Source organism: Streptomyces sp. YIM S03343, from assembly GCF_054729195.1.
Genome location: NZ_JBPUKX010000001.1, coordinates 3505528 through 3531092, shown reverse-complemented (window position 1 = coordinate 3531092; position 25565 = coordinate 3505528). Strand labels below are relative to the sequence as shown.

At 70.1% G+C, this 25565-nt stretch carries 23 protein-coding genes; 14 read left to right on the top strand and 9 right to left on the bottom strand.

Features of this window, described 5'->3' with window-relative positions; genetic code table 11:
- Nucleotides 1–56: 56 nt before the first annotated feature.
- Nucleotides 57–776, bottom strand: a complete 720-nt coding sequence (locus ACSYGN_RS14935) for a DUF4389 domain-containing protein (RefSeq protein WP_460395771.1) — start codon at nt 774–776, stop codon at nt 57–59.
- A gap of 362 nt (nt 777–1138) precedes the next feature.
- Between ACSYGN_RS14935 and ACSYGN_RS14930 the strand changes: the two genes are divergently transcribed.
- Nucleotides 1139–2659, top strand: a complete 1521-nt coding sequence (locus tag ACSYGN_RS14930; RefSeq protein ID WP_460395769.1) for a lysyl oxidase family protein — start codon at nt 1139–1141, stop codon at nt 2657–2659.
- Nucleotides 2660–2892: 233 nt separating this feature from the next.
- Nucleotides 2893–3405, top strand: a complete 513-nt coding sequence (msrA, locus tag ACSYGN_RS14925) for a peptide-methionine (S)-S-oxide reductase MsrA (protein WP_460395767.1) — start codon at nt 2893–2895, stop codon at nt 3403–3405.
- 40 nt (nt 3406–3445) lie between these two features.
- On the opposite strand, the gene ACSYGN_RS14920 is transcribed toward msrA, so the two are convergent.
- Complete coding sequence (locus ACSYGN_RS14920; protein ID WP_460395765.1) at nt 3446–4564, bottom strand: hypothetical protein; 1119 nt, start codon at nt 4562–4564, stop codon at nt 3446–3448.
- Nucleotides 4565–4694: 130 nt separating this feature from the next.
- Here ACSYGN_RS14920 and ACSYGN_RS14915 point away from each other — a divergent pair, with 130 nt between their 5' ends.
- The gene (locus tag ACSYGN_RS14915) at nt 4695–5849 is read left to right on the top strand and encodes a cystathionine gamma-synthase (RefSeq protein ID WP_460395763.1); all 1155 of its coding nucleotides are present in this window, start codon (nt 4695–4697) and stop codon (nt 5847–5849) included.
- Nucleotides 5850–5856: 7 nt separating this feature from the next.
- Here the strand turns inward: ACSYGN_RS14915 and ACSYGN_RS14910 are convergent, their stop codons facing one another.
- The 3 genes from ACSYGN_RS14910 to ACSYGN_RS14900 all read right to left on the bottom strand — a co-directional run bounded on the left by ACSYGN_RS14910 (nt 5857) and on the right by ACSYGN_RS14900 (nt 7343).
- Entirely contained in the window at nt 5857–6105 is a 249-nt protein-coding gene (locus ACSYGN_RS14910; protein WP_460395761.1) for a hypothetical protein, read from the bottom strand.
- On the bottom strand, nt 6102–6617 hold the full coding sequence (locus ACSYGN_RS14905) for a sigma factor-like helix-turn-helix DNA-binding protein (protein WP_460395759.1): 516 nt from the start codon (nt 6615–6617) through the stop codon (nt 6102–6104). Before ACSYGN_RS14905 ends, ACSYGN_RS14910 begins: the two co-directional genes overlap by 4 nt.
- A 183-nt stretch (nt 6618–6800) precedes the next feature.
- A complete protein-coding gene (locus ACSYGN_RS14900; RefSeq protein WP_460395757.1) occupies nt 6801–7343 on the bottom strand; it encodes a MarR family winged helix-turn-helix transcriptional regulator in 543 nt (180 codons plus the stop codon).
- 163 nt (nt 7344–7506) lie between these two features.
- Between ACSYGN_RS14900 and ilvA the strand changes: the two genes are divergently transcribed.
- The 3 genes from ilvA to ACSYGN_RS14885 all read left to right on the top strand — a co-directional run bounded on the left by ilvA (nt 7507) and on the right by ACSYGN_RS14885 (nt 10853).
- A complete protein-coding gene (gene ilvA / locus ACSYGN_RS14895) occupies nt 7507–8736 on the top strand; it encodes a threonine ammonia-lyase (RefSeq protein WP_460395755.1) in 1230 nt (409 codons plus the stop codon).
- Between the two features lie 285 nt (nt 8737–9021).
- Nucleotides 9022–10005, top strand: coding sequence for an ATP-binding cassette domain-containing protein (locus ACSYGN_RS14890; protein WP_460395753.1), 984 nt, complete (start codon nt 9022–9024; stop codon nt 10003–10005).
- A complete protein-coding gene (locus ACSYGN_RS14885) occupies nt 10002–10853 on the top strand; it encodes an ABC transporter permease (RefSeq protein WP_460395751.1) in 852 nt (283 codons plus the stop codon). The genes ACSYGN_RS14890 and ACSYGN_RS14885 overlap by 4 nt, the downstream gene beginning before the upstream one ends.
- A 163-nt stretch (nt 10854–11016) precedes the next feature.
- On the opposite strand, the gene greA is transcribed toward ACSYGN_RS14885, so the two are convergent.
- Together greA and ACSYGN_RS14875 are read right to left on the bottom strand one after the other, a co-directional pair.
- Nucleotides 11017–11517 carry a transcription elongation factor GreA gene (gene greA, locus ACSYGN_RS14880; protein ID WP_460395749.1) on the bottom strand — a complete coding sequence of 167 codons (501 nt, stop codon included), beginning with the start codon at nt 11515–11517 and terminating at the stop codon, nt 11017–11019.
- 294 nt (nt 11518–11811) lie between these two features.
- Nucleotides 11812–12210, bottom strand: a complete 399-nt coding sequence (locus ACSYGN_RS14875) for a DUF4307 domain-containing protein (RefSeq protein WP_460395747.1) — start codon at nt 12208–12210, stop codon at nt 11812–11814.
- Between the two features lie 273 nt (nt 12211–12483).
- Here ACSYGN_RS14875 and mca point away from each other — a divergent pair, with 273 nt between their 5' ends.
- Both mca and ACSYGN_RS14865 read left to right on the top strand, forming a co-directional pair.
- Complete coding sequence (gene mca, locus ACSYGN_RS14870; RefSeq protein ID WP_460395745.1) at nt 12484–13365, top strand: mycothiol conjugate amidase Mca; 882 nt, start codon at nt 12484–12486, stop codon at nt 13363–13365.
- Nucleotides 13358–13621 (top strand): hypothetical protein, encoded by a 264-nt coding sequence (locus tag ACSYGN_RS14865; RefSeq protein WP_460395743.1) that lies wholly within the window; start codon nt 13358–13360, stop codon nt 13619–13621. Before mca ends, ACSYGN_RS14865 begins: the two co-directional genes overlap by 8 nt.
- Nucleotides 13622–13800: 179 nt before the next feature.
- On the opposite strand, the gene ACSYGN_RS14860 is transcribed toward ACSYGN_RS14865, so the two are convergent.
- Together ACSYGN_RS14860 and ACSYGN_RS14855 are read right to left on the bottom strand one after the other, a co-directional pair.
- Complete coding sequence (locus ACSYGN_RS14860; RefSeq protein ID WP_460403462.1) at nt 13801–17004, bottom strand: tetratricopeptide repeat protein; 3204 nt, start codon at nt 17002–17004, stop codon at nt 13801–13803.
- A gap of 208 nt (nt 17005–17212) precedes the next feature.
- Nucleotides 17213–17587 (bottom strand): hypothetical protein, encoded by a 375-nt coding sequence (locus ACSYGN_RS14855; RefSeq protein WP_460395741.1) that lies wholly within the window; start codon nt 17585–17587, stop codon nt 17213–17215.
- A gap of 322 nt (nt 17588–17909) precedes the next feature.
- Here ACSYGN_RS14855 and ACSYGN_RS14850 point away from each other — a divergent pair, with 322 nt between their 5' ends.
- The 6 genes from ACSYGN_RS14850 (at nt 17910) to ACSYGN_RS14825 (ending at nt 25521) form a co-directional block, all read left to right on the top strand.
- Entirely contained in the window at nt 17910–18449 is a 540-nt protein-coding gene (locus tag ACSYGN_RS14850) for a hypothetical protein (RefSeq protein WP_460395739.1), read from the top strand.
- Between the two features lies 1 nt (nt 18450).
- Nucleotides 18451–20136: a WXG100 family type VII secretion target gene (locus ACSYGN_RS14845; RefSeq protein WP_460395737.1), complete on the top strand. Its 1686-nt coding sequence runs from the start codon at nt 18451–18453 to the stop codon at nt 20134–20136.
- Between the two features lie 103 nt (nt 20137–20239).
- Nucleotides 20240–21475, top strand: coding sequence for a type VII secretion-associated serine protease mycosin (gene mycP, locus ACSYGN_RS14840; protein WP_460395735.1), 1236 nt, complete (start codon nt 20240–20242; stop codon nt 21473–21475).
- Nucleotides 21476–21793: 318 nt separating this feature from the next.
- Nucleotides 21794–22141, top strand: coding sequence for a hypothetical protein (locus tag ACSYGN_RS14835; RefSeq protein WP_460395733.1), 348 nt, complete (start codon nt 21794–21796; stop codon nt 22139–22141).
- 10 nt (nt 22142–22151) lie between these two features.
- Complete coding sequence (locus ACSYGN_RS14830) at nt 22152–23600, top strand: hypothetical protein (RefSeq protein WP_460395731.1); 1449 nt, start codon at nt 22152–22154, stop codon at nt 23598–23600.
- On the top strand, nt 23485–25521 hold the full coding sequence (locus tag ACSYGN_RS14825; RefSeq protein ID WP_460395729.1) for a thioredoxin domain-containing protein: 2037 nt from the start codon (nt 23485–23487) through the stop codon (nt 25519–25521). Before ACSYGN_RS14830 ends, ACSYGN_RS14825 begins: the two co-directional genes overlap by 116 nt.
- Nucleotides 25522–25565 lie beyond the last annotated feature (44 nt).

Here is a 25565-nt window from a genome sequence, read left to right as displayed (position 1 = left end):
GTCCTTGTCCGCGAATTGCTGAGCCCAGCCCGATCGCCCGATCACATGACAAGCCGCTACGTCCCGGATCCGCTCCCCGAGCCCTTCACCACCGAGACGGCACGCCCGCCCATGTCGAGACGGAACGGCGGGTAGGCATCGGTCATCAAGGCGGCATAGGCAGTCACCCGCGCGACCCATCGGGCCAGGCCGATGAGGAGGTCGAAGAGGTGGACCGGGTAGCGGGCAGTAGCCGCCAGAACAACCACGGCGACCAGGGAGAGGAAAGGAATCAGGCCGACACCACGCCAGCCGTCCCCTTCTCCCCAGCCCCAGCCGTAAACGAAGATCCCGACGACGATGTACTGCGGGATCGCCAGCAGCCACCACTTCACGAGCACCAGGCCGCGGGAGAGGCGCTCGGGATAGGCGACGTCGAAGCGGGCCGGGTAGTCGGGCACATCCGCGAGGGTGAACGGGGGGTACCGGTCGGTACCGAGGGCGGTGTGGGCGTAGTAGCTGACACGCCAGTTCCAGCGCAGTGCGCCGACGTTGAAATCGAACAGGGACCGCGGGTACCGGCCGGTGAACAGGATGGCGAAGAACGCGATGACGGTCACGAGGGTGAACGCGATCCAGAGGAAGAACAGGACGATGTAGTGCGGGATGGCGAGGAGCCATTTCACCAGCCACAGCCATCGGGACAGCCGAGGGTCGAGAGACGCCTCGATACGCACCGGCGACCCCGGCGACCCCGGTGATCCGGGCGATCCCGGCGACTCGGCGACAGGAATCATGTGGCGCAGCTCCTTTCGGACGTCCCCGCCCGGAGTGCCACCGTCCGTACCCCACCCGAGCAGGCAGGCGGCCAGGCGGCTTCCTGATCATGGATTCAGGCTCGCATGCGAACCGGAACGCCGCGACTGGCATTGGTCCGCTCGCACAGGACACACCGACCCAGCTCGTCCCCAACGGGCTATGCGCGTTCCCCTGGCAGCAGTCGGGCGGCGGAGCCCTAACCGCCACATTCAGGACGACCTTCGGTCGCCAGGCAACCCTTGTTGACTTTTCACCCTTTTCACAGATGGCACACGAGTACTTCCTGCCGTGCCTGCATGACGTGCACGACCCGTCCCGACCAGACGCAGAAAGAGCACCCATGACCAGACACCACTCCCATGTCTTACGGCGCTCGGCGATCATCGCCGCTGCCGCCCTCACCACCGGCGCCGCCGGAACCCTCGCCGCGCCCGGCGCGGTAGCGGCGACACCGGCGGGCACGCCGAAGCTCGCACTGATCGCCGCTTCCCCCGCGGTGACCGTCGACCGATGGCAAGGCGAGCCGGGGGTCTACCTGGACCTCGGCACCTACATCACGGTCGACGGGGGACCGCTCGAACTGCGGGTGACGCGCAAGTCCTACAACGACCCCGTCGTCGCGTCGCAGGTGATCCGCTCCGGCGGCCGGACGCTGACCAAGAGCCTGCCGAAGGGCCTGGTGAAGGACTTCTCCGGCCTGCCGGGTTTCCTCAAGGTCAGCATCAGTGACCAGTCGGGCGCGAAGGTGGCCGACACCACGCAGTCGTTCTGCCCAAACAACCGGGCGGGCCGGATCCGTCCGGACGCCCCGGCCACCTCGAAGTACCCCGACGGCTGCTCCAACAACCCGTTCGCGCTCGGCGGGGTGTGGGGTGTCGAGAAGGGCTGGGCGGCAGCCACGGCCCAGGGTTTCCGCGGGGACAACACGGTCGACCTGCCGGCCGGCACCTACACCGCGAAGGTGTCGGTGGCGAAGGAGTACCGCGACCTGTTCGGAATGCCGGACAAGACCCAGACCGTCAAGGTGACGGTCCGTCAGCAGAGCTCCGGCGGGGGCCAGGGTCTGGCCGGCGTCGGGCGCGGGCAGAAGAAGGCGTCGAAGAGCCCGAAGCCGGCCGCCCGACGCCCGGTCGGCAGGGCGGCCGTCCCCGCCGGTGTGCCCAAGCCCGACCTGCGTGCCCTCCCCGCGTACGGCATCGCGATCACCAACGGGGACGAAGGCGGAGCGGGTGTCGCCCCGGGCAAGGACTACCTCGCCTTCAGCGCCACCGTCTGGAACGGCGGCCCCTCGCCGCTGGTCGTGGACGGGTTCCGCAAGCCCGGCGCGGAGAAGATGGACGCGTACCAGTACTTCTACGACGCCAAGGGCAAGCAGGTCGGGTACACACCCACCGGCACCATGGAGTGGGACCCCCGGGACGGCCACCAGCACTGGCACTTCAGCGACTTCGCCAGCTACCGGCTGCTCGGTGCGGACAAGAAGGAGATCGTCCGCAGCGGCAAGGAGGCGTTCTGCCTGGCCAATACCGACTCCATCGACTACACGGTGAAGAACGCCAACTGGCACCCGTACAACACCGACCTCGCCACTGCCTGTGGTGAGGAGACCGCCGTCTCGGTGCGCGAGGTGCTCGACGTCGGCAACGGCGACACCTACAGCCAGTACCGGCCCGGTCAGTCCTTCGATGTCTCGGATCTGCCGAACGGCACGTACTACATCCAGGTCATCGCCAACCCGGACAACCGGCTCAAGGAGCAGAGCACGGCCAACAACGTCACGTACCGCAAGGTCGTCCTCGGCGGCACGCCGGGGGCCCGCACGGTGACGGTGCCGAAGTACGGCCTCATCGACGCTCCCTGAGCAGACGCTCCCTGAGCACCGGCGGGCGGGGGCACGCGCCTCCGCCCGCTGTGCCGTCCGAGGCCGTCCGAGGCCGTCCGAGAAGAGGCCGGAACGGCGTCCGCGGGGTCGGCTGGACGGGCACGGAATCGCCTGGAACCCTCACACGTTGAGGAGGGTGGGCATCGCATACCGGTGGCGTGCGAGCCGAGTAGCCCGAGTCACCGAAGCTGATCGATATCGGAGGGGCCGTAATGGCTGAGCAGACGCAGAGGGCTGTTCTGGCGGGCGGATGCTTCTGGGGGATGCAGGACCTGATCCGCCGGCTCCCGGGCGTGACCGCGACCCGGGTCGGTTATACCGGGGGTGATGTGCCGAACGCGACGTACCGTAACCACGGCACGCACGCGGAGGCCATCGAGATCCTCTTCGACCCCGCGAAGACCGACTTCCGTACGCTCCTGGAGTTCTTCTTCCAGATCCACGACCCGAGCACCAAGAACCGCCAGGGCAATGACCTCGGCCTCAGCTACCGCTCGGCGATCTATTACGTGGACGACGAGCAGAAGAGGATCGCCGAGGACACGATCGAGGACGTGGACGCCTCCGGCCTGTGGCCCGGCAAGGTCGTCACCGAGGTGGAGCCGGTCGGGCCCTTCTGGGAGGCCGAGCCCGAGCACCAGGACTACCTGGAGCGTTACCCCGACGGCTACACCTGCCACTTCCCGCGCCCGGGATGGCGGCTGCCCGCCCGAACGGAGGGCTGACCTCGATCGAGACGGCCCGGCAGGAGGCGGCGGATTCCGGTCAGTTCCGCAGCGTCGCCGGGCTGCCGCCGTTCGCCTCGTAGCCCGCCACTGCCAGGGCGCGGTAGATCGCGAACTCGGCCGCCGGGTCCGCCGACAGGGTCCAGGGGAGGGCGCCCACATGGCCGTCCACGTGGATCAGCTGGTCCATCGCCTCCGCCCAGCGTTCCGCGCGGACCAGGAAGAAGAGCAGCAAGTGACGGACGTGCGCGAGCATCGGGTCGTCGGGGCGGGCCTCGTGCACCGCGAACAGCGCGCCGTGCATCGCCTTGGTAACGACCTCGCTCTGGTAGAAGCTGCGGACCAGGTTCACCTCCGGCAGATGCTCGTACACCGCGAACAGCGGCATCGCCGCCAGCAGCGAGCCCTGCGGGGCGCGCGCCGCCGCGCCCTCCGCGAAGGAGTACGCCAGCTCGCGCGACCCGTGCCACTTCTCGCACCAGTAGTGCAGCGCCGCCAGATGCGCGCCCATGTGGTTCGGCGCCCGGTCCAGCACCCTCAGCCACAGCTTCTCGAACTCCGGGTGGGAGTACGACAGGCCGCGGGCCACGGAGAGCTCGGTGATGTGCGGGACCGGGTCGTCGGGGGAGAGCCCGGCCGCCCGGGACGCCGCTTCGCTCGCCTCCTCCAAGATGATCCGGAACTCGTCCGTCCCCGGCACCGCCGTACGCCACGCCTGCTGTGACAGGAACTCCGCGTGCACCGCGGCCCCGCCCGGGTCGTCGGGCGCCTCGGCCCGCCACACCCGCAGCCACTGGCCGCCCGGTATCTCACTGACCCCGCCCGGCCGCTGCCGGAGCTCCAGCGCCGCCGCGCCCGCGAACGCCTGCACCCGCTGCCAGCGCGGCTCGCCCCCGGTCTCCGTACCGGCCAGCAACTGCGCGGCCGCGCGATGGTCCTGCGTGCGCTGCACCAGGTCCAGTACGGCCAGCAGGTCGTCGTCGGGGCCAGGCATACGGATGTCCAGCTCCTCCTCCCGCACGAACCCGTAGTCCGCCGGGTCCGCCGCGTCCGGATGCCCGGGCGGGACCTGTTCGATCATCCCGCGCCTGCGCCGCAGGAACGGGAGCAGCACCACGCCGAGCATGATCAGCGACGTGAGGACCCAGAGGATTGCCATGCCTCAAGCGAACCAGACGGGACCGACAAAAGGCCAACGCCCTCCCCGCCGCCTGTGGACAACTCCCGCCGGGCGGGGCTGTGTGCCTTCGTCCGGCGGGGCGCCCACCCGCCGACTACCCTCGGTGCGCATGAGTGACAGGCATATCAGTCAGCACTTCGAGACCCTCGCTATCCACGCGGGCAACACCGCCGACCCCCTCACCGGCGCCGTCGTCCCGCCCATCTACCAGGTCTCGACCTACAAGCAGGACGGCGTCGGCGGGCTGCGCGGCGGCTACGAGTACAGCCGCAGCGCCAACCCGACCAGGACCGCGCTGGAGGAGAACCTCGCCGCCCTGGAGGGCGGCCACCGCGGGCTCGCGTTCGCGTCCGGGCTGGCGGCCGAGGACTGCCTGCTGCGCACGGTGCTCCGCCCCGGTGACCACGTGGTCATCCCCAACGACGCCTACGGCGGCACCTTCCGGCTGTTCGCCAAGGTGGTCTCCCGGTGGGGTGTCGAGTGGTCCGTCGCGGACACCTCCGATCCGGCGGCCGTACGGGACGCGATCACCGCCGAGACCAAGGTCGTGTGGGTCGAGACGCCCTCCAATCCGCTGCTCGGCATCACCGACATCGCGGCCGTCGCCCAGGTCGCCCACCAGGCGGGCGCCAGGCTCGTCGTCGACAACACCTTCGCCACGCCGTACCTCCAGCAGCCGCTGTCCCTCGGCGCGGACGCCGTCGTGCACTCCCTCACCAAGTACATGGGCGGCCACTCCGACGTCGTGGGCGGCGCCCTGGTCGTAGCCGACCAAGGCCTTGGCGAGGAACTGGCGTACCACCAGAACGCGATGGGAGCCGTGGCCGGGCCGTTCGACTCCTGGCTGGTGCTGCGCGGCGCCAAGACGCTGGCGGTGCGTATGGACCGGCACAGCGAGAACGCCGGCAAGGTCGCCGAGATGCTCACGCGCCATGCGCGCGTGACGCGCGTGCTGTACCCGGGCCTGCCCGACCACCCCGGTCACGAGGTCGCCGCCAAGCAGATGCGGGCGTTCGGCGGCATGGTCTCCTTCCAGGTCGAGGGCGGCGAGGAGGCCGCCGTCGAGGTGTGCAACCGCGCCAAGGTGTTCACGCTCGGCGAGTCCCTGGGCGGCGTCGAGTCGCTCATCGAGCACCCCGGGCGCATGACGCACGCGTCCGCCGCGGGCTCTGCCCTCGAGGTCCCCGCCGACCTCGTCCGCCTCTCCGTCGGCATCGAGAACGTCGAGGACCTCCTGGAGGACCTGCGGCAGGCGCTCGGATAGCCCGTACTTACCAGTTGCTCAGCGGCGGGGTCGTCTGCGACGGCGGCTCCGCCCACGGGTGGACCGTGACCGCCCACACGGTGAACGCCACGGCCGCCGCGCACAGCAGCAGCCACAGCAGGCGGCGCGCGGCCGTCCTGCGGCGCAGCACGCGCGTGCCGCGCCGTACGGCGTCCGCGTACAGGTCCGGCGGCACCCGGGGCGCCGGACCGTCCATGAGCCGGCGTACGGCCGCCTCGCGCTCGGCCCGGTTCACGACGCCGCCACCTTCGCCCCCGTCGTCCCGGGCAGCGGCGCGGCCGGTGCGGGCTGCGGCGGGTGCAGCAGCAGGGCGGTGGCCCGGTCGCAGATCGTGTGGATCCGTTCCGCGGGCAGCCCCAGCTGCGCCGCGACCTGCTCCTCGGCGACACCCTCGTACAGCCTCAGGACGACGACCAGGCGCGCGTGCGGGGTGAGGTCCGTCAGCACGCCCGGGGCGCGCCCGCGGAACCGCCCGAAACCGCCGTACTGGTGCCATGCCTCGTGCGCGAAACGCGCGGTGAGTTCCTGGCGCGCGATGTCGTACGGGTCCTCGCCGCGCAGTCCGTCCCAGCGCGCGTACGTGCACGCGAGGGCGAGCGTCAGCAGCCGACGCGCGCGCGGGTTGTCGTCCGGCGCCTCGGCGGTGAGCAGCGTGGCGGAGTGCAGCAGTCGTCCCGCCGCCCCGGCCACGAATGCCTCGAACTCCTGGTTGCGGCCGGCGCTCCGGGACGCATGCCGTTCTCCCATCGCGCCTCCCGCCTTCCCCGCCCGGCTATGGCCCGATCTCCTCTCATATGAGGCCAGACCCGGCCCCGTGGTCAAGAGCCGGGCCGCAAGTGAGGCGGCTGCGGGCTGCAATGGACGGCAGTCGGGCAGTCGGGCAGTGGGACAGTCGGGCGGGCGGCAGCGCGGCGAGGGCGCGTGGCGGGATCAGCGGGCCTGCGGGGCCTCCGACCCGCCTGCCGCGCCCGGCGTGTCCTGCGGGGCGCCGCCCGCTGTCTCCGGTGCCGCCATGCGCGCGGAGAGCGCGACATTGAAGCGCGTGAGGAGCGCGCAGAACGTCTCACGTTCCCCCGCGGCCCAGTCGTGGGTGAGGTCGGCCATCAACTGCCGCCTCGACGACCGTACTTCCTCCAGCCGTACCTCCCCGCGCGGGGAGAGCTGGAGTACGACGGCCCGGCCGTCCTCGGGGTGCGAGGTCCGCTTCACCAGCCCCGTGTCGACGAGCGGGGCCACCTGCCTGGTCACCGTCGACGAGTCGATGCCCATGCTCGACGCCAGCGCCTTGACGCCCATCGGGCCTTCCTTGTCGAGCCGGTTGAGCAGCAGATACGCCGCACGGTCCATGGAGTTGCGCACCTGCCCCACGCCACCGAGCCGGGTCTGTTCGGCACGGCGGGCGAACACCGCCACCTCGTGCTGCAACGTGTCGAGAAGACCGGTGTCGCCGAGGGGCGACATGTCCATCGACATTTCAGGTGTTGTGGGCATGGCCGGGGGCTCGCTTCATGAAGAGGGCGCTGGAATGGGGGACAGAGTACGCGGCCGGGAGGCGGGCCGTACGGGCGCTGGGCAAACCCGTCTCGGAGGTTGGTCACAGGCGGACCGTGCGCCTGTGAACTGCGATGCTTGAGTCATGCACGACAGCACGGCTGACTTCTTCCGATCCGTCACTCTCGACGATGTACGGGGGGCCCGGAAGATGCTCGCGGGCGTGGCACGCACGACCGCGATGGAGGGCAGCCGCCAGTTGTCCGGGCTGGCGGGCACGCCGGTCCATCTCAAGTGCGAGAACCTCCAGCGGACGGGTTCCTTCAAACTGCGCGGCGCGTATGTGCGGATCGCAGGGCTGCTGCCCGAGGAGCGGGCCGCCGGCGTCGTGGCCGCCAGCGCGGGCAACCACGCGCAGGGCGTGGCGCTGGCGTCGTCGCTGCTCGGGGTCCGCGCCACGGTGTTCATGCCGAAGGGCGCCCCGCTGCCGAAGATCAGCGCGACCCGGGACTACGGCGCGGAGGTGCGCCTGCACGGCCACGTGGTCGACGAGACGCTGGCCGCCGCGCAGCAGTACGCGGCCGAGACGGGCGCCGTGTTCATCCACCCGTTCGACCACCCCGACATCATCGCGGGGCAGGGCACGGTCGGTCTGGAGATCCTGGAGCAGTGCCCGGAGGTGGGCACGATCGTCGTCGGGATCGGCGGGGGCGGGCTGGCGGCGGGGATCGCGGTCGCGGTGAAGACGCTGCGGCCCGATGTGCGGATCGTCGGGGTGCAGGCGGAGGGTTCGGCGGCCTATCCGCCGTCGCTGGCGGCCGGGCGTCCCGTGGCGATCGACAACCCCACGACGATGGCCGACGGCATCAGGGTCGGGCGGCCTGGTGACGTGCCGTTCCAGATCGTGCGGGAGCTGGTCGACGAGGTCCGCACGGTGACCGAGAGCGAACTTTCCGCGGCGCTTCTGCTCTGCCTGGAGCGGGCCAAGCTGGTGGTCGAACCGGCCGGGGCGAGCCCGGTTGCGGCGCTGCTGAGCCGCCCGGGCAGCTTCGAGGGTCCGGTCGTCGCGGTGCTGTCCGGCGGCAACGTCGATCCGGTGCTGCTCCAGCGCGTCCTGACGCACGGCATGGCCGCGCAGGGCCGCTACCTGGCCGTACGGCTGCGGCTGACCGACCGCCCGGGTGCCCTCGCGACGCTTCTGGGGGTGTTGTCAGTGCTCGACGCTAATGTCCTCGACGTGAGCCATGTACGGACCGACCCACGGCTCGGGCTCACGGAGGCGGAGGTCGAACTGCATCTGGAGACGAAGGGTCCGGCGCACTGCGCCGAGGTCGACCAGGCGCTGCGGGACGCGGGCTACACCGTCATCGACTGAGACGGCGGGCTCCGCGGGACCGGGCTTGGGTGTATGCGGCGGGCTCGGCCGGAGCCGGGCTCGATCACCCACTCGTTCGAGTACGTTTCGGCTTTCTGCATTGAGAGACGCGATACATCGCGTTATGGTGAGTGCGGTGGTGGGCCTCACGTGTGGCGACACCCGCGTGACCTGCGTGCTCGCGATCAGCGTGCTCTCGGAGCGGCGAAGTCGGCAAAAAAGAGCATGCGGAACACGGCACGCATACCTAGCGTTTTCGAAGCACCCAAAGACGTGGAGACTCACATGCCAGGCGCCATCTATGCCGAAGGTCTGGTGAAGACCTTCGGCGACGTAAGGGCTCTGGACGGCGTCGACCTGGATGTCCCAGAAGGCACCGTCCTGGGCCTGCTCGGGCCGAACGGCGCGGGCAAGACGACCGCCGTCCGCTGTCTGACGACACTGCTGCGCCCGGACCGCGGCACCGCGATCGTCGCGGGCATCGACGTGCTGAAGCACCCCGACGCCGTGCGCCGGTCCATCGGGCTGTCGGGGCAGTTCGCCGCGGTCGACGAATATCTCACCGGCCGGGAGAACCTTCAGATGGTCGGCCAGCTCTACCAGATGCGGGCACCGGCCGCGAAGAAGCGCGCGGCGGAGCTGCTGGAGCAGTTCCATCTCACCGACGCCGCCGACCGCACCGCCAAGACCTACTCCGGAGGCATGCGCCGTCGGCTCGACCTCGCGGCGGCACTGGTCGTCCAGCCGCCCGTGATGTTCATGGACGAGCCGACCACCGGCCTCGACCCGCGCAACCGCCAGCAGCTCTGGGACGTCATCAAGCAGCTGGTCTCCGGCGGTACGACGCTGCTGCTGACCACGCAGTACCTGGAGGAGGCCGACCATCTCGCCCATGACATCGCGGTCGTCGACCACGGCAAGGTGATCGCCAAGGGCACCTCGGACCAACTGAAGGCCCGCACCGGCGGCGAGCGCGTCGAGGTGGTCGTGCACGAGCGGGAGCGGATGGCGGACGCCGCCGAGGTGCTGCGCGGCTTCGGCAAGGGCGAGACCACGGTCGAGGAGCACACCCGCAAGCTCACCGTGCCCGTCACCGGCGGCGCCAAGCTCCTCGCGGAGGTCATCCGCGAACTCGACGCCCGCGGTATCGAGATAGACGACATCGGCCTGCGCCGACCCACCCTCGACGACGTCTTCCTCTCCCTGACGGGCCATCTGGCCGAGGCCAAGGAAGAGGAGAACGGAAACGGAAAGGAGGCCGCGAAGTGAGTGCCGTCTCCGACGCCGTACGCGCCGTGGCGCCGTCAAGCCCGGTAACCCAGTCTGTGCGCGACTCGCTGATCGTCGCCAAGCGGAATTTGATTCGTATGGGCCGGATTCCCGAGATGCTCATCTTTGGGCTGATCCAACCGATTATGTTCGTGGTGCTGTTCACCTATGTGTTCGGCGGTTCGATCCAGGTCGGCTCGTCCAGTTCCACGCAGGCTTACCGAGAGTTCCTGATGGCCGGCATTTTCGCCCAGACCGTCACGTTCGCCACGGCGGGCGCAGGTGCGGGAATCGCCGACGATATGCACAAGGGGCTCATCGACCGCTTCCGCTCCCTGCCGATGGCACGTGGTGCGGTGCTGACCGGCCGCACCATCGCCGATCTGGTACAGACGGCGCTCACCCTCGTCGTCCTGGCGGTCGTCGCTGTGATCGTCGGTTGGCGCACGCACGAGAACTTCGGCAAAGTACTCGCCGGCTTCGGCCTGCTCCTGCTGCTCGGGTACGCGTTCTCGTGGATCGGTGCGCTCATCGGCCTGTCCGTGCGCACGCCTGAGGCGGCAACCTCGGGCGGCCTGATCTGGCTGTTTCCGCTGACCTTCATCTCGAACGCGTTCGTGGATGCGAATCAGATGCCGCCCTTCCTGCGGCACATAGCGGAGTGGAACCCGTTCAGTGCCACCGTGCAGGCGTGCCGCGAGTTGTTCGGCAACCTTCCCCCGGGCTTCCAGGCATCCGAGGCCTGGCCCATGCAGCACCCGGTGTGGGCCTCGCTGATCTGGTCGGTCGTGATCATTTTTGTCTTCCGCATGCTCGCGGTCCGCAAATACCGCCGGGCGGCCGGTTGACCATGTTTCGTCCCGGGGCCGGCTCCGGCATGACGACACCCCCGGCGCCTGGGTGGCCGGCGGGAACCGAGGGATTCGGACCCGCGCGGTCTGCGCGGCATCGGGGGTCGTCCTGGATGTGCCGGGTCTGTCGGGCTCAGCCGGAGTGGGGCTCGGTCTGGGCTCAGCCCGAGTAGGGCTCGGCCTTGAGGATCTTCACCGAGGCCTTCTTGCCGTTGGGCAGCTCGTACTCCGCGTCCTCGCCGACCTTGTGACCGATCACGCCGGAGCCCAGCGGGGACTGCGGGGAGTAGGTCTCGACGTCCGCGCTCGCGTACTCGCGGGAGCCGAGCAGGAAGGTCAGCGTGTCGTCCTCGTCGCCGTCGAAGGCGATCGTCACGACCATGCCGGGTGCGACCGCACCGTCCGCCGACGCCGGAGCCTCGCCGACCTTGGCGTTCTCCAGGAGCTGGGTCAGCTGGCGCACGCGGAGCTCCTGCTTGCCCTGCTCCTCCTTGGCCGCGTGGTACCCGCCGTTCTCCCGCAGGTCGCCCTCCTCGCGCGCGGCGGCGATCTTACCGGCGATCTCCGTGCGCGCGGGACCAGACAGGTACTCCAGCTCGGCCTTGAGCTGGTTGTACGCCTCCTGGGTCAGCCAGGTGACGTTCTCGCTGGTCTGGGTCACAGGTGCTCCTCGTAGGTACTGGGAATACAAAGCATCGCCCTACCCAGAAGAATGTTCCTCCATGGGAGGGCGAAACCACGAGCCTAACAATTCATGTGCCGAAGGGGGAGGACATATGACAGCAGAATCGCATCGGCGCAGGCCAGCGCCTACGTAATCCGGGTCACGTGCGCACGGGCCGCAGACCGGTTGCGGACGGGGCCCGGGTGTGTGCTCGGGCGGGTCCGTGGGCATGTCCGAGGGTGTGTCCCCGGGCCCATCTGCGGGCACGGGGCGGCCGTCGTCCGGCCCCGGTCAGCCGTTGTGGCAGCCCAGCAGCTCGGCCGTGGAGCCCCGGGACGTCGTACGGAGCGTGACGACCTTGTCGATCTGGGTGGCACCGCCCGAGAAGCGGAAGTCCGCGCGGCCCACCTCGGCGCCGTCGGCGTTCTGGGAGCGCAGGGTGCAGTAGCCCTTGGCGCCGGAGTCCTTGTGGACCTCCAGATGCACCTTGACCGCGTCGTCCGTCACGCTGAAGGCGACCACCTGGGCGCTGATCTTGCTCCCGGCAACATAGTGGTAGCCGAGCCAGCCGACCACCACCGCGAGGACGGCCCCCAGCACGATCGCCGCCGTTCTGAGCTTGCGGTCGGCACGCTCGTCCGAGGAACGTCCGTACCGGCCCTCGGGCAGCTGCACGCTCGCCGTACTCATGATCGTCCTCTCGGCCGGGGCGGGACCGCGGTCCCTGGCGGGGCGCTCCGGAGCGGGCTCCGGAATTATTCGCCTCCCGATTCGGTCACTATAGAAGCCGCCCTCCAGCGGCCGTTGCCTGCCCCTGGACGCCGTCCGCATCGGACGACCTGCCCGCCGATCCCCGTCCGACAACCCTGTTCGACAACCCTGTCGACGACACTTGTTGAATCGTGTTGTACCGCGTTGAACCGCCCCCCTCACCCGGGGCGCCGAACTGCTGAGGATTGAGTCTTGACCGACCAGCTACGACTGATGGCCGTCCACGCCCACCCCGACGACGAGTCGAGCAAGGGCGCGGCCACCATGGCGAAGTACGTGTCAGAGGGGGTGGACGTGCTGGTCGTGACCTGCACGGGCGGCGAGCGCGGCTCCATCCTCAACCCCAAGCTCCAGGGCGACAAGTACGTGGAGGAGAACATCCACGAGGTGCGCCGCAAGGAGATGGACGAGGCCCGGGAGATCCTCGGCGTGAGTCAGGAGTGGCTCGGGTTCATCGACTCGGGCCTGCCCGAGGGCGATCCGCTGCCGCCGCTGCCGGACGGCTGCTTCGCCCTGGAGGACGTGGACAAGGCGGCCGGGGAACTGGTGCGCAAGATCCGCGCCTTCCGGCCGCAGGTGATCACCACCTACGACGAGAACGGCGGCTATCCGCACCCCGACCACATCATGACTCACAAGATCTCCATGGTGGCGTTCGACGGCGCGGCGGACACCGAGAAGTACCCGGAGAGCGAGTACGGCGAGGCGTACCAGCCGGCCAAGCTCTACTACAACCAGGGCTTCAACCGCCCCCGCACCGAGGCGCTGCACTTCGCCCTGCTGGAGCGCGGGCTGGAGTCGCCGTACGGGGACTGGCTCAAGCGCTGGAAGGAGTTCGAGCGCACCGAGCGCACGCTCACGACGCACGTCCCCTGCGCCGACTTCTTCGAGATCCGCGACAAGGCGCTGATCGCGCACGCCACGCAGATCGACCCCGACGGGGGCTGGTTCCGGGTGCCGATGGAGCTCCAGAAGGAGGTCTGGCCGACGGAGGAGTACGAGCTCGCGAAGTCGTTCGTCGATACCTCCCTCCCCGAGGACGACCTCTTCGCGGGCGTCCGCGACAATGCCTGACATGAGCGCAAGCGTGAGCCTGGCAGTGACGCATCTCGTCCCCCTCGCCAAAGAGGTCGACCAGAACAAGGTCACCCCCGGAGTCCTCGGTTTCATCGTCTTCGCGGTGATGGCCCTGGCGGTGTGGGGTCTCATGAAGTCGATGAGCAAGCACATGGGCAAGGTCGACTTCAAGACCGACCCGGAGCCCGACAAGGACACCGGCCCCAGGGACTCGGTCCCGCACAGGGGTGCCGGTAAGGCGCAGCCGAACTGACCGAGGCGCTCCCGCTGTGACGGCTGTGACGGCTGTGACGGCTGTGACGGCTGTGACGGCTGTGACGGCTGTGACGGCTGTGACGGCTGTGACGGCTGTGACGGCTGTGACGGCGCGGGTCGGCTGGCTGCCCGCCCGCGCCCGACCGCCTGCCGCCCCACGGACCTTGCCGCCCCGGCTCAGTACCGTTCCGGAACCGGTACGCCCATCACCTCCCGTGCGTGACGGCTCGGGACCATGCCCAGGCGCCATGCCTGCCACCCTGTTTCCAGGTTCACGCCGCGTTCCAGGAGCAGTTGGTAGGCCTCGGTGTACTCGTCGAGTTTCTCGTCGCGCAGGGCGTGGCGGGCCGAGGCGAGCTGGGTCAGCTCCTGCTGGGCGACCGCTGTGCCGACCTCGACGCCGCCCGGCGCCGCGTACGGCAGCAGCGTGCAGCGCAGAAAGCGTGCCCAGTCCTCGCCGCGCAGGTCGCCGTACGAGGTGAACAGGGTCAGCGCCGTGTCGCACAGGGCCAGCGCCTGCTGGGTGCGGGCGTTGCCCGCGTCGACGACGGCCAGCTCCAGGCAGGTCCAGGCCTCGCCGTGGGCGACGCCGATGCGCTGGAAGTCGGCGCGGGCGTCGACGAGGAGCTGGCGGGCGAAGCCGGAGTTGCGCAGCGAGCCGGTCTGGGCGGCGCGCTGGTCGCGGGTGGCGCGGGCCGAATGGTGCCGGGCGCAGGCGAGGCCGTAGACGTCGCGTATCCGGGAGAACATCTGCCGGGAGCGTTCCAGCTCGCGGACGGCGCGGTCCAGGTCGCCGGTCTCTTCCAGGGCCTGGCCGAGGTAGTAGACGGTCCAGGCCTCGCCGCGGGCGTCCTCGTTGTCATGGTGCCGGGCGGCGGCGCGGCGCAGTCCGTCCACCGCGGTGGACGCGTCCTCGTCCACCAGCCGGGCGCGGGAGAGCTGGGTCAGCGCCCATGCCTCGCCGCGGGCGTCGCGGGTGCGGCCGTACAGATCGAGGGCGGTGCTCAGCTCCGCCTCGGCGCGCGGGACCTCGCCCATGCGCAGCCGTAGCTGGCCGAGCTGGAAGTGGGCCCAGGCCTCGCCGTGCACGGACTCGCCCCGGCGGTGCAGCACCAGGGAGCGGGTGAGCAGGTCGAGGGCCTCGGCGAGCCGGGAGCGGTCGCGTTCGACGGCGGCGAGGGCGTGCATGGTCCAGGCGCGGTCGGTGGCGAGTTCGGGCGCCGCCTGGAGGTCCAGAGCCTCCTGGAGGCGGGCCGCGGCCTCGGTGAGGTTGCCCTGGTGGTGCAGGGTGATGCCCAGGGAGCACAGGGCGCGGGCCGCGCCGGCGTCGTGGTGGGCCTGCTGGTAGAGGTCGACGACGGAGGTCAGGGTGGTGCGGGCCTTGTCCAACTCGCCGAGCTGGCGGGCCGCGATGCCGGTGCGCCACTGCACCGAGCGGATGAGCAGGCCCTGGTCGACGGCCTGGGCGAGGTCGCTGATCTCGCCGAGGCGGTAGAGGTCGCCGCGCAGCAGGCAGTAGTCGCACAGCGCGCCGAGCAGATTGAGCACGGCCTGCTGGTCGACGCCCTCGGCGTGCCGCAGGGCGGCGGTGATGAAGCTGGACTCGTCGTCCAGCCAGCGCAGCGCCTCGTCGAGGGAAGTGAAGCCGTGCGGGCCGAAGCGGTCGGAGCGGGTCGACATGTTGCCGTCGACCAGGCGCAGCACCGAGTCGGCGAGCTCGGCGTAGTTCACGATGAGACGTTCCTGCGCGGCGGTGCGCTCGGCGGGCTCCTCCTCGTCCAGCAGCCGTGCGTGGGCGAAGGCGCGGACCAGATCGTGGAGGCGGTAGCGGCTGCCCCGGACGTGGTCGAGCAGACCGCCGTCGGCGAGGGCGGCCAGTAGCCGGGTCGCCTCCCGTTCGTCGGTGCCGAGCAGCGCGGCGGCCGCGGCGGCGCCCAGCGAGGCGCGTCCGGCCAGCGCGAGACGGCGCAGCAGCCGCCGCTCGGTGTCGGACCGGTCGGTGTAGCGCAGCCACAGGGCCCGCTCGACGGGGCCCACCGGGCCGTAGGCGTCGAGGTCCGCGGCGAGCTGCCGTGCCGGGCGCGGGCCGAGGGCCGAGCCGGTGATACGCAGCGCCAGCGGCAGCCCGCCGCACAACTCCCGGATCCGGTCGGCGGATTCGGCGTCGTAGGGGTGGGAGCGGTCCTGTGCGGACGCGTCCAGGAGCTCCTCCGCACCGGCCGCGTCCAGTGCCTCGACGGGCAGCCGGTGCACCCACGCAGTCAGATCGGCGGGCAGGTCGAGCGGGGTGCGGGCGGTGACCAGGACCAGGCTGTCGGAGTGCTCCGGGACGAGGGCGCGGACCTGCGCGGGGTCGGAGGCGTCGTCCAGGACGATGGTGACGGGCAGGTTCGCCAGATGCTGCTGGTAGAGCTCGCCGAGGCGTCTGACCTGCTGGTCGGGGGAGGAGCGCTCGCGGAACAGGAGCTGCTCGCGGGGTGCGCCGAGCCGGTTGAGGAGGTGGAGCAGCGCGTCGCGGGTGGTGAGCGGTGCTTCCTCGGGGCTGCCGCCGCGCAGATCGACGAGGCAGGCGCCGCGGAAGTAGTCCTTGAGGTCGTGCGCGGCCCGCACGGCGAGCGCGGTACGGCCGGAGCCGGGTTCACCGTGCAGGACGACGACGGTGGGGCGGGTCTCGGTGTGGGCGCGGGCCGACTGCACCCACTGCCGCAGCCGCGCCAGCTCCGTCCGCCGCCCGGCCAGCGGCTCCTCGGGGTCGGGGAGCTGGCCGAACGACTGCTCCAGCGCGGTGCGTCTGCGGGCCGCGGCGCTCTTGTCGGAGCCGCGCAGCTGGGGTCCCGTGCGGGTCTTCGGGCCGGTGGAGGCGTTCAGCACGCGCTGCTGGTCGAGGAACGGGCGGATGCCGCGCACCTCCAGCGCCGTCAGCCACGTCAGCCGCAGCGCCTCCGGGCCGCCGGGCTGGCCTGCCGCACCGGCGCGGTGGTGGGCGGCGGGCAGATGCGCCCCGGCGACCTTCACGACGGTGGCCGCGGCGCCGACGACTCCTACGGCCGCGCCCGCGCCCAGCGCGGTGCCCGCGCCGGTGCCGAACGCCAGGTCGGACACCACGGCCGCCACGGCGGCGACCGCGGCCACCAGCAGGGGAGTTCCGGCGCCCTCACGGGCGTAGCGCTGCCCGAACGTCACCTGCCCTGCGGAGGCCTCGTCGAGCGCGCGCGTATAAGCCTCGTACTCCTCCGCGGCCGTCTGCGCCATCGCGTCCAGCGCCCCGCGCGCCCGCGCGGCCAGCGCCTGTCCGTCGAGTTTCCCGCCCGATCTCCGCACCTCCTCCTCCACGGCCCGCCCGATCAGCCGCTCGGCCTCCATCCGATGGCCGTCCCGCATACTCATGTCCCCCTCCGGCAGCGACGGTTTCCTCGATCGAGTCCCCCGACCGAGGAAACCGATCGAGGAACTCGATCGAGTGTCCTGCGCCCGGGCCGCCGTGGGGAGAGGGCGGAGTGGGGGGAGGGAAGGGGGATCGGGTGTAGCCGGGTTCCGGGTCGTCCTGGCGGACGGCCAATCGTTGAAGGGTTGTTGAAGGGATGAAGACTTACGCAGGGATCTGCCCCAGAACGAAAACCGCGACCAGCAGCACCCCGAGCACCCCACCGCTGATCCACACCACCCGAGCGCTGAGACGCGGCAGCAGGATGCCCACAGCCGTCGCGAGCGCCGCAGCGGGCACCGCGTAATAAGCGAGCGCCATCATCACCAGGCTGAAGCGCGGATTGCGGATCCCGTCCTGGCACGTGTCGCACGCGACGGCAAGCAAGGGGACAAGCGCCGACGACACCCAGCCGAGACCCAGGACGAGCAGTGCACCGGCGATGCGGTTGAACCAGTCGACCAGCGACCGGCCGAGCACGCTGCGCTCGTCGGCCAGCTCGGGAAGGTCTTGGTCGTAGTGGCTGCCGAAGCTCTTCATGCCCGTGACGCTACGAACCTGCAGGCCGCGACCGCATCGGCCGGCGTACTCAACTGCGGCATGGGGATCAACGTCGTACACGACTTGTACCCCGCTCGCGCAACTTGGCCGGAAGAGGCCCGCAGCCTCCGAGGCAAGGACGGGTGACCAGGCAGAACATCCTCACCGCACCATGAATCCACGCCAGTTCTGATCGACTGAGTACAGCTACTCAGGCCTTCTCGATCTCCAGCCACTACCGTCACTTCGGTCGAGACACTTCCGTTCGCGCCCACCACCTCAGCGGCGGACCTGCCACGGCAGCAATCACGGGGAGGTCTTGGTGTCATCAAGCGCGGCTTCGGACCGCGGGGGTACGTCATCCTGGGCGTCCGGCATCTTCGACGCAGCGAAGGACGCCGCTGCGGACGTGATGACGGAGCTGACGTCGTTCACGAAGTTCCAGCAACGCATCGACGCACTCATCCGGGACCTTGAGGAGTCACCGGCGAGCACCCACCAGGTGGGCATGGACCAGCCCGACCGCGGACACTTCGGCGGCGGCGAGGGAGCGTGGGGTTCGGCCGATGCTCTCAGTACCGCGCACGAGAAGGTGATCGGGGAGCTGAAGAAGCTGTCCAAGCTGCTGTCCGACTCGATCGAGGGCATGGGGTTGGCGGTGCTCGCCTCGCACAAGGGCTACGAGAACGTGGATGCCGACGTCCGCGACCGGTTGCACGCGATCACGTCGGAGACGACGAAGAGCTTCGGCGGCAAGTACGCACCCCATCTGCCCAAGCAGCAGCCGGGCGCCGGACACGACGGGCAGGCCGGCGCGCCGACGGCGGAGGCCTCGGGCGGCGAGACCGCGGGAGGGATCTGAGATGGGCGACGATCCGTTTGCCGACATGTCCCACGAGGAGATGCTGGCCTGGCTCGACAAGGCCAACCCCTCCATCGTGCAGGCGGGCGCCGACAAGCTCCTCGCGGCGGCCAGGGAGATCGAGAAGATCGCCACCGAGCTCAAGACCCGCCCCCAGTACGTGGAGTGGAAGGGCCAGGGCGCCGACTCCTTCCGCGCCTGGGGCGGCGACCTGGCCAACGCCACGCTGCGGATCGCCGACTACAGCACCGATTCCGGCAACTTCCTCTCCCACGTCGCGGATGCGATTGCCCGTACGAAGTCGTCGATCCCGCGTGACGACGGCGGCGCGCAGGCCGACATCGACGCGGCGAAGGCCACACCGAACGACCCGGATGCGGCGAAGGCCCTGGCGAGGGCGACCGCGCAGAAGGAAGCGGTGCGTCAGCAGGCAGCCGACGAGATGACGAAGCTGGGGCAGGCCTACGATCAGTCGGCGGAGCGGCTGACGGCGTTGACGCCGCCGAAGGTTCCGCCGCCGCCTGACGCGATCGTGCCGAAAGACTCCAAGAACGTCAGCTCCGAGAGAAACAAGGCATTGCCGGGCTCCACCACCGGCTCGGCATCCTCCGGCGCAGTATCCGGTGCAGTTTCCACGGGACACACTGGGACCGCGTCCTCAGGCAAGACGGTCCACACGCCGCAGAGCACGGCGACGGGCCACGGTGGCGAGGCATCGACAGGCCGCGCGCAGCGTGTGGAGCCCGTCAGTGTCCCGCATACGGACATCGACTCTGTCGCGACGCTGCCTGACACGCGTACGCCCGTCCCATCCACGGGCGCCACGCCGCCCGGCCACGGGCCGGTGTCCAGCGGCCCCAGCACGCCGACCGTTCCCGTGCCGCCCCTGACCAGTGGGACCAGGGGACGTACAGGCATCGGCCCCGGGGCGCGGCTGCCTGCCGGGCCTTCGGCCAATGCGGGCCAGGGCCGGACGGTGGGCACGGCACGGCCACTCGGACAGGGAACCGGCCGACCGCTGACCGGTACGCCTGGATTCAGCGAGGGCCGAACAGCCCCCGTTGCCGGACGCACTTCGGCATCGACGCCGTACGGGCGCAACCCTGATGGTTCCGGCGGGATCTATGGCGGTCGCCCCTCGCAGCCGCAGGTGGGCAGGGCAACGCCGTACCGCGGCACTGTCGTTGGCGGCGAGCCGGAGGACGGGCGTGGACCTGGTGGCCGGACCGTGTCCGGGACCCAGCCTGGCGGGCGGACCGTGCCTGGCGCGCAGCCTGGTGGCCGGGCTCTGCCTGGGCCACAGGCCGGTGGCAGATCTGGTCCTGCCTGCGAGCCGGGTGTCGGGCGGTCGGCTACGGGGCGTGGGCAGACTCCGGCGGGACAGCGCGCGTCGGTACCGAGCCGGGGAGTCATCGGCGCTCCGCCCCCGCAGCGTGCCGCCCGAACCGTGGCGGGAGAACGTGCCGTTCCGGGAAGGGCCGCTCTCTCCAGTGACGGGATCGCGGGCGGCTCCGCATCGGCCCGGCGCGGCGGCAAAGCCCGCACGGGCACCGGAGGCGCCCCGACGTCGTCCCCGCCGAGGCGCCGCAAGGAGGAGCACGTTGGGGAACGTCCAGGCTTCGTCACCGAGGACGAGGAGACGTGGCCGTCGGACCGACGGCGTACCGTGCCCCCTACCGTCGACTGACCCCTCGCAGAATACGGACCGACCTCGCATGTTCAGCAGACGTCACCGATCGCACGCGCGCCGAGCCGTACTCTCCGTTGCTGCAGGAATGCTGCTGGCGGGCGTGGCAGCCGCGCCCGCCCACGCCGAGTCGGTCCGCGACCAGCAGTGGTTCCTGGACGCCATGAAGGCCGAGCAGATGTGGCAGACCAGCACGGGCAAGGGCGTCACCGTCGCGGTCCTCGACACCGGAGTCAACGCCGACCACCCCGACCTGGCGGGCAGGATCCTGCCCGGCAAGGACATGGCCACCACCGAGCGCGGCGACGAGCACACCGACTACGACGGCCACGGCACCAGCATGGCCGGCTTTATTGCAGGCACTGGAGCCCGCGCCGACGGACGAGGAGCGTTCGGCCTCGCGCCCGGCACAAAGATCCTCCCTGTTCGCCTTCCGCGCGTCGAGAAGCTCGATCCGGCCGCGGCGGACGAGACCTTTGCCAAGGCGATGGCGACAGCGATCCGCTATGCCACCGATCACGGTGCGAAGGTCATCAACGTTTCCCAGGCATCCACCCTCGGCGGCGCGCAGCTGACCGACGCGGTGAAGTACGCGCTCGACAAGGGAGCGCTGGTCTTCGCCGGTGTCGGAAACGACGGGGATAAGGGCAACCCGGTCATGTACCCGGCGGCGACTCCGGGCGTCGTTGGGGTCGCGGCGGTCGGAAAGGACCTCAAGAGGACGGCGGAGTCTGCGTACGGGCCGCAAGTCGATATGGCTGCCCCCGGTGAGGACATGGTCGAAGCCTGCGGCGGCAAGACGGGACTGTGCACGTCGCACGGCACCAGCGACGCCACCGCGCTGGCGTCCGCGAGTGCCGCGCTGATCTGGTCGGCGCACCCGAACTGGACGAACAACCAGGTCCTGCGCGTCATGCTGAACACCATCGGCGGCCCGGTCGACGGCTCCAAGCGCACCGACGCAATCGGGTACGGCATCGTCCGCCCCCGCATCGCCCTGACCAACCCCGGCAATCCGGGTCCGGCCAACCAGTATCCGCTGCCCGACTTCCCATTGAAGGCGTCCACGGCGCCGTCGTCGCCCTCCACCGGAGTCGGTGGCAGCAAGGACCACCAGACCGCCGCGGCCAAGGACAGTTCCTCGTCGAGCACCACGACCTGGGTGGCCGCGGGGGCCGGGGCCGTGGTTGTCGTCGGTGCTGCGGCCGCTTTCGCCGTGCTGCGGCGCCGCAAGCGCGCGGTCGGACTCGGACAGGTCACCCACCCGCAGGCACCAGACGGGCCGCCGCCGTCGTACCGCCCGACCAGCACGAACCCTCAGGATGAGCGCCGATCGTAATGAGCCACACCCGTATCCGGCCCGCGTGTGCCCTGCCCGCGCTGCGGGTCTGGGTACAGATACTCAGGCCCGGATTTGAGTGATCGCACGGAGGCAACGCATAGCCAGCAACTCGTAGCGTGTGCGACAGCAATGGGAATAGGGACCGAGGGCTGGGCCGAGGAGCTTTCCGGTAGGAGACCGGGTTACGGGGAGGGAAACGCGCATGGCATGGGACGAGTGGGAGCAGCTCAAAACCGACGCCGCTGCGCGTGGTGGCCCGGAGAGGGTACACCTTGAGCAGCTTGGCGACCCGGGGGCGGTAATGCCACGAGCAGCGTGGCGGAAGGACTCAAGTCCACCAAGGCCGCCTGGAACAAAGCGGGTGAGGGCGTCGGCGGACTGCGGGATGAGATCAGCAAGGCCCTGACCAAGCTGTCGGACGGGCAGAAGGGCCTTGGCGACGACGCGGGATGCCTGACCGCCGGCGCCCAGCAAGAGGTGTACAGATCATGGGCTCGTTACGTGAAGTCCGTCAACGAGCGTTGCGGCGGCGTCAAAGAGGTTCTTGAGCAGGTCGGGCATGACCTGCTCCTCACGGATGAAGGTGTCCGGGCCGCCTTCGGCAACGTCGATCTCAAGTATGCCGATACGCCCGCCCTCGGCGGTCACCGTTCGGGACGGTGACGAACAAACCATGGACCTCGCCACACTCAAGAACCTCAAGCCGTCGGAGTTCGAGCAAGCGGCTGACGGGTATCGCGCGACCAGCGACATGGCCGGTGCGGCAAAGGACGAGATCGACAACGTCATCGTTGCCGGGATGAACGAGTCCCTCAAGGGCCAGGCGCTGACGGCCGCGATCAGGGAGTTGAAAAAGCTCTCCGCCAACTTCCACTACACGCAGACCGAGTGCAGCTTGGCGAGCGTGGCGCTCAACGGTTTCGCCTACGACATGGATTCCGTCCGAAAGAAACTGCTGTCGGCGCTGGACGATGCGGCGGCCCGGAAGTTCACGGTCAATCCCGACGGCAGTGTTACCTACCCCGAGGGGCAGCCCGCCAACGGCGTTGAGGAGCCGCCCAAGGGCGGATCGGTCAGCGGCGCGACCGATCCGACAGCTCAGGCAGTGGAGCGCCAGTCGGCGAACCTCGACCCCAATCCCCATCATGCTGAGGCCCTGGCCATCGCGGACCGTATCGCCGCCGCTTTGAATGAAGCGACGGAAGCGGACAGCAAATGGGAGCCGAAGCTCCGGGCGCTGAAGGCCGACGATGACCTCACCGTGTCCAACCGTGACCGGACCGACGCCGGGTCGGACACGAGCGGCGTATCCAAGGCCGCTGAGCACTACCTGGACAGCATCGCGCCGCCACCGAAGGACGGCGATCCGAAGGCCAACGCCGAGTGGTGGAAGGGACTCACCCCGGAACAGCGCGAGGCTTACCTTGCCCTGCATCCGAAGGATGTCGGACGGATGAACGGGCTGCCCGCGGAAGTGCGGGATGAGGCCAACCGTACGGTGCTCGATGAGACGCGCGCGCAGTACCAGCTCGACCTCGACGCGCTCCCCCCTGAGCCCACCAGCAAATACACATGGATCACCACAGCCAGGGGGCCGGTCGAGGTCTACACGGACGAGTGGATCTCATGGAACTCGAAGTACGGCGACCGAACGGCCGCCCTGCAGAAAGTCTTGAAGGGAGTCGACGCCATTCAGGACCGGTTTGACAGGACCGGTCAAAAGGGATTGCCTGAGGCCTATCTCTTGGGATTCGACCCCAAGGGCGAGGATGACGGTCGAGTCATCATTGCCAATGGGAACCCTGATACGGCCATCGATCGAGGAAACCGATCGAGGAACTCGATCGAGTGTCCTGCGTCCCGGCCGCAGTGGGGAGAGGGCGGAGTGGGGCCCGGCAGAACGCCCGCCGCGGCCCGCCCCTCCCCGCCCGCCGTCCCCCGCCCCGTTCGCGTGCTGCCCCGGTGGCGCATGGGCGGGGCGGAGGCGGGTGCGCAAGGATGGGGGTATGCCCAACCGACTCGCGCAGGCCACGTCCCCGTACCTCCTCCAGCACGCGGACAACCCCGTCGACTGGTGGCCCTGGTCGGAGGAGGCGTTCGAGGAGGCGCGCCGGAGTGGTAGGCCGGTGCTGCTCAGTGTGGGGTATTCGAGCTGTCACTGGTGTCATGTCATGGCTCACGAGTCCTTCGAGGACCAGGACACCGCCGCCTTCCTCAACGAGCACTTCGTCAGCGTCAAGGTCGACCGCGAGGAACGTCCCGATGTCGACGCCGTCTACATGGAGGCCGTGCAGGCCGCCACCGGGCAGGGCGGCTGGCCCATGACGGTGTTCCTCACGCCCGGCGCCGAGCCCTTCTACTTCGGCACCTACTTCCCGCCCTCCCCCCGCCCCGGCATGCCCTCCTTCCGCCAGGTGCTGGAGGGTGTCCGCCACGCCTGGAGCGAGCGGCACGACGAGGTCGCCGAGGTCGCCCGGACGATCGTGCAGGATCTCGCCCAGCGGGAGATCGACTTCGGCGGCGCCAAGGCCCCCGGCGGACCGGAACAGGCGCAGGCGCTGCTCGGGCTCACCCGGGAGTACGACGCGCAGCACGGCGGTTTCGGCGGGGCGCCGAAGTTCCCGCCCTCCATGGTGATCGAGTTCCTGCTCAGGCATCATGCCCGCACCGGTTCCGAGGGGGCCCTCCAGATGGCCGCCGACACCTGTGAGCGCATGGCCCGCGGCGGTATGTACGACCAGCTCGGCGGTGGGTTCGCCCGCTACTCCGTCGATCGACTCTGGGTCGTGCCGCACTTCGAGCGGATGCTCTACGACAATGCGCTGCTCTGCCGCGTCTACGCCCACCTCTGGCGGGCCACCGGATCCGAGCTCGCCCGCCGGGTCGCCCTGGAGACCGCCGACTTCATCGTGCGTGAACTGCGTACTTCCGAGGGTGGGTTCGCGTCCGCGCTGGACGCCGACAGTGACGACGGGACCGGCGCGCACGTCGAGGGTGCCTACTACGTCTGGACACCCGCAGAGCTTCGTGACGTGCTCGGGGAGAGTGACGCGGCCCTCGCCGCACGGTACTTCGGGGTGACCGAGGAGGGGACCTTCGAGCACGGTGCCTCCGTGCTGCAACTCCCCCAGCAGGAGGATGAGTTGTTCGATGCAGCGGCGATCGAGCGCATCCGGGCCGGGCTGATGGCCGCCCGCCTGCAGCGTCCCGCGCCCGGCCGGGACGACAAGGTCGTCGCCGCCTGGAACGGGCTCGCGATCGCCGCTCTCGCCGAGACCGGCGCCCTCTTCGGCCGCCCCGATCTCGTCGACGCCGCGACCGGCGCCGCCGATCTCCTCGTACGGCTGCACCTCGACGACCACGCGCACCTCGCCCGCACCAGCAAGGACGGCCGGGCCGGTGCGAACGCCGGGGTGCTGGAGGACTACGCCGATGTCGCGGAGGGCTTCCTCGCGCTGGCCTCCGTCACCGGCGAGGGCGTCTGGCTGGAGTTCGCCGGGCTGCTCCTCGACCATGTCCTCGTACGGTTCGCCGACCCTGCTTCCGGCGAGCTGTACGACACCGCGGCCGATGCGGAGCAGCTGATCCGGCGGCCGCAGGACCCCACCGACAACGCCGCCCCCTCCGGCTGGACCGCCGCCGCGGGCGCCCTGCTCAGCTATGCCGCGCACACCGGCTCCGAGCCCCATCGCACCGCCGCCGAGAAGGCGTTGGGCGTGGTCGGGGCACTCGGGCCGAAGGTGCCGCGGTTCATCGGGTGGGGGCTCGCCGCGGCGGAGGCGCTGCTCGACGGGCCGCGCGAGATCGCCGTCGTGGGCCCGGCTCTGGACGACGAGGCCACCCGGCTTCTGCACCGCACGGCACTGCTCGGCACCGCCCCCGGCGCCGTCGTGGCCGTGGGAACGCCGGACAGCGACGAGTTCCCGCTGCTCGCCCATCGTCCGCTCGTCGACGGTGAACCGGCCGCGTACATCTGCCGTAACTTCACCTGTGACGCCCCGACGACCGACCCGGAAGCGCTGCGGACCAGGCTCGACGGCTGAATCGCCGCATGTGGCATATGCCCAACACGGTTCAAATATGAACA